The 15,643-nt window shown below is 38.7% G+C and carries 13 protein-coding genes and 1 other annotated feature; of the genes, 3 read left to right on the top strand and 10 right to left on the bottom strand.

Features of this window, described 5'->3' with window-relative positions:
* Nucleotides 1-187 precede the first annotated feature (187 nt).
* The 6 genes from ACOZ9X_RS08545 to ACOZ9X_RS08570 all read right to left on the bottom strand — a co-directional run bounded on the left by ACOZ9X_RS08545 (nucleotide 188) and on the right by ACOZ9X_RS08570 (nucleotide 9,082).
* Entirely contained in the window at nucleotides 188-1,168 is a 981-nt protein-coding gene (locus ACOZ9X_RS08545) for a nuclease-related domain-containing protein (RefSeq protein ID WP_423417817.1), read from the bottom strand.
* A gap of 321 nt (nucleotides 1,169-1,489) precedes the next feature.
* Nucleotides 1,490-2,764, bottom strand: a complete 1,275-nt coding sequence (gene odhB / locus ACOZ9X_RS08550) for a 2-oxoglutarate dehydrogenase complex dihydrolipoyllysine-residue succinyltransferase (protein ID WP_423417818.1) — start codon at nucleotides 2,762-2,764, stop codon at nucleotides 1,490-1,492.
* The gene (locus ACOZ9X_RS08555; protein WP_423417819.1) at nucleotides 2,757-5,612 is read right to left on the bottom strand and encodes a 2-oxoglutarate dehydrogenase E1 component; all 2,856 of its coding nucleotides are present in this window, start codon (nucleotides 5,610-5,612) and stop codon (nucleotides 2,757-2,759) included. Before ACOZ9X_RS08555 ends, odhB begins: the two co-directional genes overlap by 8 nt.
* Nucleotides 5,613-5,783: 171 nt before the next feature.
* Nucleotides 5,784-6,719 carry an EamA family transporter RarD gene (gene rarD / locus ACOZ9X_RS08560; RefSeq protein ID WP_423417820.1) on the bottom strand — a complete coding sequence of 312 codons (936 nt, stop codon included), beginning with the start codon at nucleotides 6,717-6,719 and terminating at the stop codon, nucleotides 5,784-5,786.
* A 104-nt stretch (nucleotides 6,720-6,823) separates the two neighbouring features.
* Nucleotides 6,824-8,506 carry an arginine--tRNA ligase gene (argS, locus tag ACOZ9X_RS08565; protein ID WP_423417821.1) on the bottom strand — a complete coding sequence of 561 codons (1,683 nt, stop codon included), beginning with the start codon at nucleotides 8,504-8,506 and terminating at the stop codon, nucleotides 6,824-6,826.
* A 45-nt stretch (nucleotides 8,507-8,551) separates the two neighbouring features.
* Nucleotides 8,552-8,753 (bottom strand) — a binding site (T-box leader).
* 47 nt (nucleotides 8,754-8,800) lie between these two features.
* Nucleotides 8,801-9,082, bottom strand: a complete 282-nt coding sequence (locus tag ACOZ9X_RS08570) for a hypothetical protein (protein ID WP_423417822.1) — start codon at nucleotides 9,080-9,082, stop codon at nucleotides 8,801-8,803.
* A gap of 86 nt (nucleotides 9,083-9,168) precedes the next feature.
* On the opposite strand from ACOZ9X_RS08570, the gene ACOZ9X_RS08575 reads away from it, so the two are divergent.
* Nucleotides 9,169-10,530 carry an MATE family efflux transporter gene (locus tag ACOZ9X_RS08575; protein ID WP_423417823.1) on the top strand — a complete coding sequence of 454 codons (1,362 nt, stop codon included), beginning with the start codon at nucleotides 9,169-9,171 and terminating at the stop codon, nucleotides 10,528-10,530.
* Between the two features lie 17 nt (nucleotides 10,531-10,547).
* Here ACOZ9X_RS08575 and msrA read toward each other — a convergent pair whose 3' ends face one another.
* Entirely contained in the window at nucleotides 10,548-11,510 is a 963-nt protein-coding gene (gene msrA / locus ACOZ9X_RS08580; protein WP_423417824.1) for a peptide-methionine (S)-S-oxide reductase MsrA, read from the bottom strand.
* A 73-nt stretch (nucleotides 11,511-11,583) separates the two neighbouring features.
* Entirely contained in the window at nucleotides 11,584-12,528 is a 945-nt protein-coding gene (locus tag ACOZ9X_RS08585; RefSeq protein WP_423417825.1) for a DMT family transporter, read from the bottom strand.
* A gap of 87 nt (nucleotides 12,529-12,615) precedes the next feature.
* On the opposite strand from ACOZ9X_RS08585, the gene ACOZ9X_RS08590 reads away from it, so the two are divergent.
* On the top strand, nucleotides 12,616-13,440 hold the full coding sequence (locus tag ACOZ9X_RS08590) for a GDSL-type esterase/lipase family protein (protein WP_423417826.1): 825 nt from the start codon (nucleotides 12,616-12,618) through the stop codon (nucleotides 13,438-13,440).
* On the opposite strand, the gene ACOZ9X_RS08595 is transcribed toward ACOZ9X_RS08590, so the two are convergent.
* Nucleotides 13,422-13,835 (bottom strand): group-specific protein, encoded by a 414-nt coding sequence (locus ACOZ9X_RS08595; RefSeq protein ID WP_423417827.1) that lies wholly within the window; start codon nucleotides 13,833-13,835, stop codon nucleotides 13,422-13,424. The genes ACOZ9X_RS08590 and ACOZ9X_RS08595 overlap by 19 nt on opposite strands.
* Before the next feature lie 138 nt (nucleotides 13,836-13,973).
* On the opposite strand from ACOZ9X_RS08595, the gene proC reads away from it, so the two are divergent.
* Nucleotides 13,974-14,813, top strand: coding sequence for a pyrroline-5-carboxylate reductase (gene proC, locus ACOZ9X_RS08600; RefSeq protein ID WP_423417828.1), 840 nt, complete (start codon nucleotides 13,974-13,976; stop codon nucleotides 14,811-14,813).
* Nucleotides 14,814-14,948: 135 nt separating this feature from the next.
* On the opposite strand, the gene ACOZ9X_RS08605 is transcribed toward proC, so the two are convergent.
* Complete coding sequence (locus tag ACOZ9X_RS08605) at nucleotides 14,949-15,605, bottom strand: GDSL-type esterase/lipase family protein (protein ID WP_423417829.1); 657 nt, start codon at nucleotides 15,603-15,605, stop codon at nucleotides 14,949-14,951.
* Nucleotides 15,606-15,643 lie beyond the last annotated feature (38 nt).

The raw sequence follows: 15,643 nt of genomic DNA on the forward strand, positions 1-15,643 counted from the left end.
TTAAGGCGGTTGCTGATTGCAGCTGCCTTTTTTGCGCTTTAGTTGCAATTTGCAAATGTTACGATCTTTAGATAGTCGTGTTTTACAACTTATATCAGTTGCATTTTGCAAGTTATTTTTAGTTATTAATTAATAGGTTCGTTGATTCGATTTTTTATTAGATTAAAATAATTTTGTGCTAGTTGATTTATTTAGGAATTGGTAACTGGTACTTTGCTGAATTTGTGGGACCGCTCGGGGTAAGATTCATGGATCTCAGAAGATTTTTCATACAAGTAGTTGAATCGATGTGTAAAAAACGTCTTAACGTTTTATTCTTTACAGGTTCATAAAAAATCACTGCGTAGTCTTGGATAGCTCTTATATGAGCATCTTTGGATTTAGAATTGCACTTAGAACAAACCCAAGTACTTCTCTCTCGTCGCATAGGAATATGATTGCAGCCTGGACAAAAGACTCCGGTGATAATGTCCGTGTGATTGATGTTGTAGGTTTTTAATAAGTCGGGGTTATGTCTTTCGTGTTGCTTTAATAGTTTTGAAGTTATTTTCGACAAGTCTTTCTTTGTGAGGATTTCTTGATGATACGTTGAAATTTGTTGTACTTTATTAGCTAAACCCTTAGCTCGAATAATTTGGGCGGCTTTTTTGCCATAATGGGGTGATAGCGTAATAAAAGATTTAGGATTTGTTAGAACAACGAGGGAATATAGCGGGATTTTAGGAAACAGATTTCTCTTTAACCAGCTTTCCAGATACATTTTTTGTTGTTGGACCTGGTTTACTGGATCAGGAAATGTTTCATCTACACCATTTTTCGTTCTTTTCATCTGATCGAAGTGATGATCAAAATATAGATCCCCTGAGAGATTTTTAACTTCGAGTAAAACGCCAAACGAAGAATGAAGGATCAGACAGTCAATTTGAAAGTAGTACTTCTTTTCTTTATCTCTATCTCTCGGTAGTCGCAAGTCATGAAAAACGAGGTATGAATTCTCATCTAAATCGTGCAGATAATAATTTAATGCTACTTCGCCTCTATAACCTGCTGAATATCTTGCAAATTCAATTTGTAATTCACCATGTTTCAGATGATTGTGTACTAATCTTTGTAAGATAGCGTCCAATTTTAATAATTTTAGGGGCTTTGTACGTGGTTTTTTTATCAAGGTATCACCTCTTACTTTTTAGTACATATTTCATTCGATAAAATTTGATAAAAAACCTTTATTTTCAGCAATGGTTTGATGAATATTTTTTGCTCGAAAATTAAGTTGTGCACAATTAAGTCTAAAACGAAGAAATTAAGTCAAAATTGACGCGTATTAAGTCGTGCGGCGCACCAATTAAGCCGACATCTACCCTAATTAAGTCGAAAATCAAAAATAAAGGCCATTCGACAACGCCACCTTCTCAAAACCAAATCTCACAAAAAAACACCCCCTGCAAACCGCAGGGAGCGTTCCATATCATCATTATATTCCTAAACATTAACCTTCTAAAAGAAGTGATTCTGGATCTTCCAGAAGTGATTTGATCGTTGTTAAGAAGCTTACTGCTTCTTTTCCATCTACAATACGGTGATCATAAGAAAGCGCGATGTACATCATCGGACGGTTTTCCATACGCTCTTTATCGATCGCTACCGGTCTCCATTGAATCGTGTGCATTCCAAGGATACCTACTTGAGGTGCATTCAAGATAGGTGTTGAAAGCATGGATCCGAAGATACCGCCGTTTGTGATTGTGAATGAACCACCTTGAAGGTCTTCTAACGATAGCTTTTTAGAACGTGCCTTCTCGGCTAAGTTCCCGATTTCTTTTTCAATACCAGCGAAGCTTAGACGGTCAGCGTTGCGAACAACTGGTACAACTAGTCCTTCTTCCGCTCCAACTGCGATACCGATATCGTAGAATTTCTTAAGAACCATTTCATCGCCTTGAATCTCAGCGTTGATTGCCGGGAACTTTTTAAGTGCTCCTACAACAGCTTTTGTGAAGAATGACATGTATCCTAGTTTAACTCCGTTTTGCTCATAGAACTTGTCCTTACGACGAGCACGAACTTCATTGATCGCCGTCATATCAACTTCATTAAACGTTGTCAGCATCGCTGCAGTTTGTTGAGCTTCAACTAAACGTTTAGCGATCGTTTGACGTCTGCGGGACATCTTCACGCGCTCTACAGGCTTCTCAGGATTTACCGCTTCAACAGAAGCAGCTGGTTTAGAAGCTGACGCTGCTGGATTAGATGCCGGAGCAGCTTTCTCCGTGCTTCCACCTTCCGCGTGACGTTTCACATCTTCCGTGCGAACGCGTCCTAGAGGATCGCGAGCATTAACTTCAGAAAGATCGATGCCTTTCTCACGAGCAAGCTTGCGAGCTGCAGGAGATGCAATCGGACGGTCAGAAGCTTTCACTTCTTCTTCAGCCGCATCTTTTTCTACGATTGGCTCTTGTTTTTGTTGAGTTGGAGCTGCTTTTTCTTCCGTTTTCTCTTCTGCTGCTGGTTCTGAGGACTCAGAAGCACCGCCTTCAACGATTGAAGCGATAACATCTCCAACGGCTACAGTGTCACCTGGTTCAACCTTGATATTTTTTAGAACGCCATCTCGCTCTGCACTGATCTCAATGTTAACTTTATCAGTTTCTAACTCTACTAAATCTTCACCTTTGACAACTGTGTCGCCTTCTTTTTTAAGCCATTGTGCTACTGTACCTTCTGAAATTGATTCGGCTAATTCCGGAACTTTAACGTCAAACATGTTCACGGCCTCCCTCTCGCGATTGAATGTCTAGTGCTAATGATGTTTGGATGATTTGTTCTTGTTCTTTTTTATAGATATCTGGTTCCCCACCAGCCGTACTCGAACGTTCTTGACGTCCAATATATGAAACGTGTGCTTTTGGTGCTACAGCACGAAGTTTAGGCTCGATGTATAACCACGATCCCATGTTCTTCGGCTCTTCTTGCACCCAGATCAAGTCCTCCACGTTTGGATACTCTTTTAATAGAGCATTCATCTCTTCTTCTGGGAACGGATAGATCTGTTCGACACGAACGATATGCATTTCCGTTCTTGCTACCTGATCTTGCTCAAGTGCTTTTTCAAGATCGATCGCAATCTTACCAGAGCAAAGCAAGATTTTCTTCACTTTGTCTTTTTCTTTGCCTAGACCAGGCTGTTGTAACAACGGCATAAAGTGGTCACTTTCAAATGCTTCAGCCATGGATGCTACTTTTGTGTCACGCAGCAAGCTCTTCGGTGTCATAACAACCAACGGACGAACTTCATCCATAGAAAGAAGCTTTGCTTGACGTCTTAACAGATGGAAGTACTGTGATGCTGTACTTACGTTAGCCACTGTCCAGTTATTTTCTGCACCTAACTGTAAGAATCTTTCTAGACGTGCACTTGAATGCTCAGGTCCTTGACCTTCATATCCGTGAGGAAGAAGCATTACCATACCTGATTTTTGCCCCCACTTCGCACGGCCAGCAGATAAGAACTGATCGAACAGAACTTGTGCGACGTTCGCGAAATCTCCGTATTGCGCTTCCCAGATAACAAGCGTTTCAGGTGCAAACACATTATAGCCGTACTCAAAACCAACAACTGATGATTCTGAGAGTGGACTGTTATGAATCGCAAACGAAACATCGATGTCATCCATCGCATGCAACGGAGAAAACTTCTTTCCGCTCTCACTATCGTTTAAAACAAGGTGTCTTTGCGCGAATGTCCCACGCTCAGAGTCTTGCCCCGTAATACGAATCGGTGTTCCATCCTTAAGAATGGAAGCGAATGCTAATGATTCAGCCATACCCCAGTCGATCTTTTCCCCTTGGAAAGACTTGCGTCTGCGTTCGAGGATTCTCTTGATTTTTGGATAAACATTAAAGTCTTCCGGGAACTTAAGCATGTTCTCAGTAAGTTCCTGAAGATCACTAACTGAAATTGTGGTATCGATATCAGGAAGTGCTTTCGATAACGGATCAGGAAGTCTCGTGTCTTCCAATTTGAATTTTTCTTTGCGTCCTTGAACTTTTTCATATTCAGTCTGATGCTTCTTTAAAACATCTTCTTCAATGGATTTTACTTCTTCTTCAGAAAGTACTCCTTCTTTAACAAGCTGTTTTGCATAAACGTCACGAACCGTCGGGTGACTGTTTACTTGTTTATACAATCTCGGCTGTGTTGCGGATGGATCGTCCATTTCATTGTGACCGAATCGACGATATCCGATCAGATCGATCAAAACATCTTTTTGGAACTTTTTACGATATTCATAAGCAAGATGTACAGCTGCAATACATGCTTCTGGATCATCTGCATTAACGTGAATGATCGGGATCTCAAACCCTTTTGCAAGGTCACTCGCATATTTCGTTGAACGAGAATCGCCGCTATCTGTTGTAAAGCCTACTAGATTGTTCGCGATGATATGAAGTGTCCCACCCGTTTGGTAACCTCTAAGACGACTTAAGTTCAATGTTTCAGCAACGATTCCTTCACCAGGAAAAGCAGCGTCACCATGAATTAGAATCGCAAATGCCTTCGAAGTATCTTGAACCGGATACCCTTTTTTGTCACGCGTTTCCTGAGCCGCTCTTGTATATCCTTCAACGACTGGATCTACATACTCTAAGTGACTTGGGTTGTTCGCAAGTGAGATTTTAATTTTATGAGATTGATCTGTTTCCACTAAACGGCTTGCACCTAAGTGGTACTTTACATCCCCAGTCCAACCAAAGTTAATTCCTCTTGAACCTTCAGAAGGAATTAGCTCCTTGTTTGGAGAATGATGAAACTCTGAGAAAATTAATTCATAAGGTTTGCCAAGCACATGGGCAAGTACGTTTAGACGCCCACGGTGTGCCATTCCGATCAAAGCATGTTCAGCTCCGTCACGGCATCCTTCTTTAGCTGCTTCATCAAGCATCGGTACCAGCATATCAACGCCTTCGATAGAGAAACGCTTTTGTCCAACGAATGTTTTGTGAAGGAATTTTTCAAATCCTTCTACTTCACTCAGTCGGGTTAAAAGGTTCTTCTTATCTTCAGCCGAAAATTTTGGATAGTGTTGGCTTGTTTCAACCATGGTGTTTAACCAATGGCGTTCTTCAGTCTCATGTACATGACTGAATTCATAAGCGATTGTTTTCGTATACACTTCCTGAAGCATTTGGATCGCTTCATAGCCGTCTTTAATGCTCGATGGCGCTTCTTTCCAAATAAAGGAAGGTGGTATCGCTTTCAAATCTTCTTTTGATAAGTTAAATTCTTTCGGGTCAATATGGTGGTTATCTTTCGGAAATTCCCCCACAGGGTATAAGTTAGCTGCTAAGTGACCGTATGTGCGAATGTTTTCTGCTAATTTTAATGCAGCTGCTAATTTCTCGAAATCCAATCCATCAAAACTCTGTGCAGTACGTTGATTTGATTCAGAGCCCTCAATTGGAGGCCCCCAAGCATCAAATTTCTCTTTGAATGAACTGTCAACAGATTCCGGATCCACACTATATTGATCATATAGTTCAAGGATGTAGGCCATATTTGGTCCACTTAGTCCCTGCCAAGGATTTTCTGATTTGGAACGTTGATGACTCATCTTTTGTTCCCTCCTGCTTCCCTTTGTAAGTATTGTGCTGTTGCTGTTAACAGGTGATTCATCATTTCTCGCCATTGAATTTTTCCCTATTTAAAGCGCTCTCAAACAATGAATGAAAAGAACCTTATCATTGATAAGGTTTCAACTGTAACAATGGTCATTGCCATTATACTATATTTTCGCAGAAAGTGAATTTTGTTTTTTACGATTTATGAGATAATTTGCCCATTTTGTTTTGCTGACCGTAAAAATTAGGAGCGCAATCCATATCAAGGTAAATGAAATAAGATGAATTTTGCTGAATGATTCATGATATAAAAATACACCTAATACGAGCATGATAGTCGGAGCAATGTATTGTAGAAAACCGATCATCGTCATCGAAATCCGCTTTACACCTTGCGCAAAACATAGTAATGGTACAGCAGTAACGAGACCTGCACCCCATAAGAGCAATGTTGTAGAAGTGCCTCCAGCGATAAACGAAGCTTCTCCGTTCCATTGAAGGTAGATTAAATAAATGAACGCTAATGGAAAGACAAACATCGTCTCAAATGTTAAGCCCGTTAACGAATCAAAACTACCTAATTTTTTAACAAGTCCGTACAGACCGAACGAAAGCGCTAGAGAAACGGCTACCCATGGAAATTCTCCATGTTGCCACGTTAGTAGAAAGACACCGCAAGCAGCTAATATAAAGGATACAAGCTGCCAGCTGTTTAATTTTTCTTTCAATACAAGCATGCCAAGAATTACACTAACGAGTGGATTGATATAATAGCCTAGACTCGCTTCAACAACATGATCTGTATTGACGGCCCAAATATACATGACCCAATTCCCGCTTATTAATAGTGAAGCGGTAAATACAGATAGAAATTGTTTCTTATTACCAAAAAGCACTTTTACATCTTTTATAAGAGAATTTTTCTTTTTTAATAAGAACATAACAGCAATCATCAAAAGAAATGACCATAGAATGCGATGTGCTAAAATCTCAACAGAACCAGCTGATTGCAGCGGTTTCCAATATAGCGGAAGAAATCCCCATATTAAATAAGAAAAAGCGGCATACCATATACCCTTCGTATGTTCGTTTAATTTCATTGTCCGTTCCTCGATCCCATGATTTATATGAAGTTATAAGATTATATAACGGAATCTAGATGTTTAGCCACTAAATAAGCTCTGCAGCAAAATAACACGTAACATTACATTTTATTCGGTGTTTGCACGCCTAATAATCGTAATCCTTCTTTCAGGACGATCTGAACTGCTGCACAAAGCGCTAGTCGTTCTGCCGTTTCTTTACTATCTAAAATTTTCACATGAGCATAATAATGATTGAACTTGTGAGATAGCTTTAAGACATATTTCGAAACAATAGAAGGTTCTTTTCTGTGAAACGCCAGTTCAACAACTTCCGGAAACTCATTTAGTACAGAAAGAATTTCCCAGCTTTCCGATCCGATGGACAACTCTTGTGGAACACTTCCGTTAAAGTTCCCTTTGTTCAATAATGTCTGAATTCTTGCTGCTGTATACTGTACATACGGTCCTGTGTCACCTTCGAATTTGAGCATCATCTCAAGAGAGAATTCTACATCGTTTCCCTTCTCATTTTTTAAATCATGAAAGATAACGGCACCTACCCCTACTTGACGAGCGACAGTCGCTATTTCTCTGAGTTCAGGATTTTTACTTTTGATATTTTGTTCTGCTAACTTCACCGCTTCTAAGATAACGGTCTCTAAAAGGACTGTTTTTCCTTTTCGAGTACTCATCTTCTTACTGTTCTGTAGAATGAGACCGAATGGAACATGGTGCATGTTGTCTGCCCAATCATGTCCGAGCTTTCTCAGAACTCGTTTCACTTGTTCAAAATGTAGAGATTGTTCGTGACCGACAACATAGAACGCTTCGGCAAAGTCGTATTTGTTCTTTCTATAGATAGCAGCGGTAATATCACGTGTGGCATAAAGAGTGGCACCGTCTGTTTTTTTGATCAAACACGGTGGCAGATCATCACCTACCCTTACAACCTGAGCACCATCTGAGAGTTCTAACAGATTCTTATCTTTCAATGCTTTTACAGAAGCATCCATCTTATCGTTAAAATAGGCCTCTCCGTTATAGGAATCGAATTGGACATCCAATAGCTCATAAATGTTCTGAAAAGCCTCTAAAGATACTTCTTTAAACCAGATCCATAGTTCTTTAGCTTTTGGATCATGATCTTCTAATTTCTTAAACCACATTCTACCTTCATCATTTAACGAAGGGTCTGTTTCAGCTTCTTCATGAAAACGTACGTAAAGTTTAGTCAGCTCTTCGATCGGATTGTTTCGTACTTTATCTTCCTCGCCCCATTTTAAATAGGCTGAGATCAATTTCCCAAACTGAGTTCCCCAATCTCCTATATAATTGATTTTAACTGTCTGGTAGCCGCATTTCTCACTGATAGCGGCTATTGAGGAACCGATTACAGTTGAGCGTAGATGTCCCATTGAGAACGGCTTTGCGATGTTTGGTGAAGAAAGATCTAAAAGAATCGTTTTTCCATGACCGAAACGATGGTTGGCATAAGCTTCCTTCTCTTTTAAAATTTGAGTCAGCAGCGATAGAGCTTCTGCTTTTTTATTTAAAAAAACATTTACATAGCTCCCCACAGCTTCAATTTTCTCAAACTCGCCTGAGATGTTTCCTTGGGCTAACGTTTTTGCGATATCATTTGGTGATTTCTTAAAGATCTTAGCTAACTGAAAACAAGGAAATGCTAGATCACCATGTTGGATCTGTTTTGGCTTTTCAATAGTGGCTTCAATTTGTTCCAATGTTAAGTCGTTACCGATGTGCTCTTGTAAGTAAGCTGCAAATAAATGTTTTCCGTTCATTCGTTTCCCTCCCTAAAATAAAAAATCCGCCTCTTCTAAATTAATAGAAGAGACGGATATTAACCGCGGTACCACTCTTATTGCCAAAAGGCCACTTGACTTGTTAACGGGGAGTCCCGGTCTGCTCTACTCGTTTCAAGCAAACATTTCCAAAGTGCGCTTCGTCTGTAAGTAGTGCAAGGCTTACACCGATTCCTTGCTCGCTATGAACATCCTTACAGAGTACTCTCTTTTTCATAAATGATCTGAGTTATAGTTTTTCATATTATATGAGGGCAAAAACAAAAAGTCAACTTATTCCTTATTATCAAAATCCAAGTAATCTCTCATTCGTTTAATATATCTTTTTAACCGAAATAACGTTTCAGTTCGTAAATATTTTGAATTAAAAGCCGCCGTAACTGCTGGCACTGATACAAAAACCCCATGTTCTGTAACTCTGACCGGTATTACGCCTGTATAAATGGTTTCCCCACTCATTTTATATAAAAGCTCTGTTGATACCAGTACAATTTTTTCTTCGTTTTGCTCTCCTGGCAGAACAGATTGAACTTCAAAAAGAAATTGAACACTCATAGTTTCTCCTTTACGTATATTAGTTATGTTTTATGATATAATGCATTGTCTCGAATTGACAGTTTAATACTAAAGGAAGTATGCAGATGATACAGACATATTCGTTAAGAGATAAATACAAAAACTTCTTAATCCTGGTGATTCCAGTCTTGATCACTCAGTTAGGTTTATATGCCATGAACTTTTTAGATACCGTTATGAGCGGAAGATCTGGAGCTGATCAACTCGCTGGTGTAGCTATCGGATCGAGTTTATGGGTTCCTATCTTCACTGGACTAAATGGTATCCTAATGGCATTAACACCCATCGTATCACAGCTAGTAGGGGCTAAAAATACAAAAAATGTGCCACGGTCCGTTATGCAAGCTGTCTACTTATCAGTCGTAATATCCGTGATCGTTGTTGCACTAGGTTCAATGGTACTAGATCCTATTCTTGGAGCGATGACCCTCGAAAAAGAAGTGGAGCACGTTGCAAGAGGCTACTTAATCGCACTCTCTTTCGGGATCATGCCGTTGTTTTTATATGGAGCACTTCGATCTTTTATAGATGCCCTTGGTCAAACTAGAATCACAATGTTTATTACTCTTGTCGGACTACCGGTGAATGCGATCTTTAACTACTTATTTATTTTTGGTATAGGTGGTTTTCCTGAGTTAGGCGGAATAGGTGCAGGTGTTGCAACAGCTATAACGTATTGGGTAACCGCAGTTATTACCGTTATAATCGTCGTTAAAGTTAATCCATTCAGAGAGTATAAACTGTTTAGAAACTTCTATAAACCTTCTTTGACCGCTTGGAAAGAACAGTTGAAGATCGGGGTGCCAATTGGTCTAGCCATCTTTTTTGAAGTAAGTATATTTGCGGCAGTTACCTTGTTAATGAGTGAATTTAACACGATAACCATTGCTGCTCACCAAGCCGCACTCAACTTTGCTTCGTTCCTGTATATGCTGCCGCTGAGCATCTCTTTTGCGCTTACGATTGCAGTTGGTTTTGAAGTTGGTGCAAAACGCTTTAAAGATGCAGCGCAATATAGCTATATCGGGATTGTGACGGCGGTTGGATTTGCTCTCATTCTTTCAGGTCTTTTAATGATTTTTGATGAACAAGTAGCAAACATGTATTCAAACGAAGAAGAAGTTATTCAACTGACGACCTCGTTTTTATGGTATGCGGTGTTCTTTCAACTTGCAGATGCTATAGGAGCTCCAATACAAGGTGCGCTAAGAGGCTATAAAGATGTAAATGTGACCTTTATGCTTTCATTCATCTCATATTGGGTGCTTGGTTTACCAGTAGGATATTATCTAGCTAATTTCACAACACTTGGTGCGTACGGTTATTGGATCGGATTAATATCAGGTCTATCAGCTGGAGCAATTATTCTATTTGCTCGATTAAAATACATTCAGTCACATTCTTATTCCTCTTCTGAACAAAAATAAACCAGCTTTGAGCTGGTTTATTTTTGTTCAAACAGAGTAAGATATTCTCCGTATCCTTTTTCTTTTAGTTCGTTCTTAGGAATAAAACGAAGTGCTGCAGAATTGATGCAATATCTTAATCCTCCTCGATCTCGAGGACCATCTGTGAATACATGTCCTAAATGAGAATCTGCATCCTTACTTCTAACTTCCGTTCGGATCATACCGTGAGACAAGTCTTCTTTTTCTTCAACGGTAGATGAACGAACTGGCTTTGTAAAACTAGGCCATCCACAACTGCTATCAAATTTATCTAAAGAACTGAAAAGAGGTTCCCCAGAAACGATATCTACATAGATACCTTCTTCTGTATGATTCCAAAATTCATTTTGAAAAGGAGGTTCAGTTCCATCGTTTTGTGTAACGTTATACTGCATAGGATTTAGTGACTTTAGTATTTCTTCTTTTTGCCCATTGTCTACCCAATGTGATTTGATAAAGACATCTCGACCTGAGCCTTGACGATAACGCTTGTAATGAAACGGATTCTTTTTATGATAATCTTGATGATATTCTTCAGCAGGATAAAATGTATCAGCTGGTAAAATTAATGTTGCGATTGGTTTGTCGAATCGGCCGCTCTCTTCAAGTTCTTTTTTTGAATTCTCAGCAATCAATTTTTGTTCATCGTCATGAAAGAAAATGGCAGTGCGGTAGGAATCTCCACGATCGTAAAATTGTCCGCCAGCATCAGTAGGATCAATTTGTTTCCAAAAAACAGAGACGATTTTCTCATACGAAATGATGGATGGATCAAATGTAATTTGGACTGCCTCAAAATGGCCGGTTGTTTCACTGCAGACTTCTTTGTATGTCGGGTTCTCTTTGTGACCACCTGTATAGCCCGATTCTACAGAAATGATGCCTGGCCACTCTTCAAAAGGTGTGACCATACACCAAAAGCATCCTCCAGCAAAAGTAGCTTTTGCATAGTTACTCATAAAATCAATCTCCTTTTTTCATCTATTTGTTTCATCATATAAGAATGTCATACAAAAGCATAGAAATAGGCTCTTACCCTTTTTTCACAATGGGACCTGATGTGAGTGGCGGCTTGATCGGCGCATGGGTTGTTCGTTTATTTTGTTTTCGCGTATTTTGCAAGAAATAATACAGTCCCGCTAATACGATAGCACCACCACTCCATTGGGAAAGGGTTAGTGATTCACCAAGAAATAGGTATGCTAGCAATGTAGCCCCTACAGGTTCACCTAATATTGCCATTGATATCGTAGCAGCTGTTACATATTTTAATAGCCAATTGAACAATACATGTCCAAACACAGTTGGTATGATGGCAAGCAGTAAAAAGATCCCCCACTCCTTCTCAGGATAGCCAGTCATGGGTATATTTAATGTTAGATTATAGATTCCAAATACAATGACAGCTACAAGAAATACCGTAAAACTATAAAGCGTAGCAGGAAATGTCTTAAGAAGCTTTTGGCCGATCAACATATGGGCCGCAACTACAATCGTACCTAAAATAGATAAAAGATCTCCTTGGATCTGTTTTGCTGAGATGCCAATGTCTCCCCATCCAATCATTATTGCGCCGAGGATGGCAACCATCATCCCAATGATAGCAGCTTTAGACGTTTTTTCCCGAAAGGCTATGTATGCCCCAATCATTACAAAAACAGGCTGTAGAGAAAGTAATATTGTTGAACTTGCTACGGTAGTTAACTTTAATGATCCCATCCAGAATAAAAAATGAAGAGCTAAGAAGGCTCCTGATAAAATCAGTAAAAAGGTTTCTCGCCAATTGATTTGTTTCAAATATCGTGCTTGTTTCCAAACAAACGGCAACATCATGATCAAAGTAAATAATAAACGATACATCCCTTGAACAGAGACTGGAGCATCTGACCATTTAACAAAAATGGAAGAAAATGATATTGCGATAATTCCTATTATTAAAGGGATAAAAACAGGCATCTTTAAAGAAGTGTTATTCAAGTTGTCACCTTTCACTTTCTAGGCATATTTATGATATTATCTATAACTAATACTTTTATTAAAAACTACTCATACAGGAGGATATATATGAAAAAGAGATATATCATCTCCTTGTTTGTTTTGCTGTTGGTCATAAGTGCAGTCGGGTGGTACTACTATCCACAATATAAAATAGCCCAGATTAAAAAAGAATCTGTGATCAACCAGGATGCTTCTTCGGATTCAAAGCAGATCACTTATCTTGATTATCTGAAAAAATCTTCAAAGTCAACATTGAACCACCTTGTACTCGGTGATTCTGTTGCTGAAGGTAGAGGCTCTGAAGAAGGCGGTTTCGCTAGTAAAGTTAATGGAAATCTCCAGAATTTAACTGGTAAAACCATCATTCTCGAAAATCAGGGTGTTTCCGGTTTTACGAGTCAAGGATTATTGAATCAATTGGAGATTCCAGCCGTTCAACAATCTGTTGAAAAAGCAGATATCATTTCAATCAATATCGGCGGTAATGACCTCGTACAAATAGCAAAAAAACAAGGCCCTCTAAAAGGAATACAAAGTTATGATGACGTTAAAACTGAATATCAGCAGAATTTAAACGACATTTTTGAAAACATCAGAAAACATAACCCGAATGCAATAATCGTTTTGAATGAATTATACAACGTTGTGAATGCTGAGCAAAAATATTATCCAGCTACTGAAAAGCTTTTAAATGATTGGAATTTAATCGCTTACGAAACAGCCCTTTCACACAAACCAGCCATGGTTGTTCCTGTTAGTGATGCCCTTCAAACAGAAGATATGGATAAATGGCTTTTTGATTCCATCCATCCAAACGATGAAGGATACGATCGAATTGCAAATAAAACAGTTACAACCTTTCAAAATCAATCTTATAAAGAGGCACAATAAGGTCCAGGTACAGAAGAGCTGCATAAGGAAGGCAGTTCTTCTACTACCCCATTCCAATGTATGATCTCTGGCAGAAAATAAAATGTAGTAGCTTCTGTTAATTTTTTCAGCAGACCCTCTGGATCATACAAGATTACGGTTTTCTTATTTCCCAATGCAATACCAAGCTCTGTATGACACCCTTTTCCACCAGGTAATATCACGATCGTTATATCCGCTTTCATAACGGCTTCATATTCTTTAATTCCTATTGCAGCTAAATCCTCTTTCGTCTCTGCCCTATCGTTTAGCGTCCAATCATAAGTCAGCTGCCATTTAAAATTTTTTTGTAGGTCATTCCCTATCTTTTTTACAAGCTCTTTGTTTTGAAATCCTGAAGCGACGTAAAATTTCATCCATGCTCTCCCCTTTTATTTCCTTATGTAAAAATCATATTACAATCAGAAGGAAATGAATATAACGACTTGCATATATTTGTGAAGATGTTAACATAGTACTTTATAAATAAGTAAAATCATTGAAAGAGGGGTTGCATGTTAAAATACAGAAATATTACGTTTATTGGTGCTGGTTCAATGGCAGAAGCAATGATTTCGGGATTGATCCACAAAGCTGGAATTTCTCCTGATCGAATCATAGCCGCAAACCACACGAATGAAAACAGAAGATTTGAACTAACTAACAAATATAACATTACAACAACTTCAGTTCGAGAACTATCATTATCAAACACAGACGTGATTATTCTTGCGGTAAAACCAAAACAAGCGGAAGAAGTACTTCAACAACTTAGACCCGCTCTTCAAGATCACCATGTCATCTTATCCATTCTTGCCGGAATTTCAACATCGTATATAGAGGAGATCATCGACAGATCTTTGCCTATTGTTCGCGTGATGCCTAATACTTCAAGTATGATTGGTGAATCTATCACAGGTATTTGTGCCGGTAAGTATGTGAAAAATGAAGATTTGGATTTAGCTCAAGAATTATCGAAAGCGATCGGAAAAGTAAAAATCATCTCCGAAAAACAGATGGATGTTTTCACTGGAATAGCCGGTAGTGGGCCTGCTTATTTTTATTATCTGCTGGAACATATGGAAGATGTAGCTGTAGAAAACGGACTCGATCGTGAACTAGCTCGCGACATCGCTGCACAAACTCTTTATGGCGCAAGTAAGATGGTGATGGAATCTGATGATTCACCTGCTGAACTCAGAAAGAAAGTGACTTCACCGAATGGTACTACAGCAGCAGGTCTAGAAGCACTTGCAGAGAATGGCGGTGGTGTTGCCATTGAAAAAGCGGTGGAACATGCTGCAAAACGATCAAAATCACTCAGAAAAGAATTTGAAAAAGTTCCTGTTATGTAAATATAATTCCAGAGAGGAGCTGTCATTATTGTGGCAGCTCTTCTTTTTTTGTTTAGTTGCTGAATTTATTTTTTTTACAATTATATTTACATACGGTACGTGAAATTTTATTGAAATTGAGTAAGGGAAAACTTATCACTCAATTTCAGGGAAACCTAAATCAAACAAAGAAACGGCTATGACTTGATAGCCTTTTTTGTTTGGATGAATCGTATCAAAACATACGAGCTCACTCTCTCTACCCATAAAGACACTGTATAGATCTGCTACTTTCACATATGGCATCTTCTCATAGCTTTTGATCAAATCGTTAAACATGTTGACCCATTGCATGGCTTTACTCCATTTAAAGTACGGGTTATACAGCGTGCATATTCTGATGATAAACGGCTCCGTTGAATTTCTTTTAATTTTATAGATCTTTTTAAAAATTTTGTTGAGATTTTTTTTGCAATTTTCAAGCGCCAAGTAGATCAATTCTTCTTCTTTCGTAAACATATATTTAAAAGCTGCTTGAATAAGATCGTTCCCCCCAGCTGTGATTAGTATGATTTTAGAATCTTTAATCGACCGTCTGATCTCTTTATCTTTTAAGGAATTTAATATTTCTTCAGATGTTGTTCCTGTTACTGCGAAGTTTTTTACTAAGATGTGCTTATCAAAAGTGGTCTGTGTGAAGTTTACATATCTTCCAACATATCCTTTACCAAACACTGGTGCCCCTACTCCTACAGTTAAGGAATCACCTATCGCTGTTAACAACCATTCATATGAAGTATGATCATCAGACATAAATCCCTTATCCTCCTTTTCGAAGCACACATTTCTAT

This window comes from Fictibacillus nanhaiensis (assembly GCF_049537595.1).
GTDB classification, from domain to species: domain Bacteria; phylum Bacillota; class Bacilli; order Bacillales; family Fictibacillaceae; genus Fictibacillus; species Fictibacillus nanhaiensis_F.

What these genes read in the sequence shown, in the direction of transcription:
- ACOZ9X_RS08605 (WP_423417829.1), bottom strand. Translation starts at nt 15,605, where the DNA reads ATGTCTGATGATCATACTTCATATGAATGGTTGTTAACAGCGATAGGT.
- ACOZ9X_RS08555 (WP_423417819.1), bottom strand. Translation starts at nt 5,612, where the DNA reads ATGAGTCATCAACGTTCCAAATCAGAAAATCCTTGGCAGGGACTAAGT.
- ACOZ9X_RS08590 (WP_423417826.1), top strand. Translation starts at nt 12,616, where the DNA reads ATGAAAAAGAGATATATCATCTCCTTGTTTGTTTTGCTGTTGGTCATA.
- odhB (WP_423417818.1), bottom strand. Translation starts at nt 2,764, where the DNA reads ATGTTTGACGTTAAAGTTCCGGAATTAGCCGAATCAATTTCAGAAGGT.
- rarD (WP_423417820.1), bottom strand. Translation starts at nt 6,719, where the DNA reads ATGAAATTAAACGAACATACGAAGGGTATATGGTATGCCGCTTTTTCT.
- ACOZ9X_RS08575 (WP_423417823.1), top strand. Translation starts at nt 9,169, where the DNA reads ATGATACAGACATATTCGTTAAGAGATAAATACAAAAACTTCTTAATC.
- argS (WP_423417821.1), bottom strand. Translation starts at nt 8,506, where the DNA reads ATGAACGGAAAACATTTATTTGCAGCTTACTTACAAGAGCACATCGGT.
- msrA (WP_423417824.1), bottom strand. Translation starts at nt 11,510, where the DNA reads ATGAGTAACTATGCAAAAGCTACTTTTGCTGGAGGATGCTTTTGGTGT.
- proC (WP_423417828.1), top strand. Translation starts at nt 13,974, where the DNA reads ATGTTAAAATACAGAAATATTACGTTTATTGGTGCTGGTTCAATGGCA.
- ACOZ9X_RS08570 (WP_423417822.1), bottom strand. Translation starts at nt 9,082, where the DNA reads ATGAGTGTTCAATTTCTTTTTGAAGTTCAATCTGTTCTGCCAGGAGAG.
- ACOZ9X_RS08595 (WP_423417827.1), bottom strand. Translation starts at nt 13,835, where the DNA reads ATGAAATTTTACGTCGCTTCAGGATTTCAAAACAAAGAGCTTGTAAAA.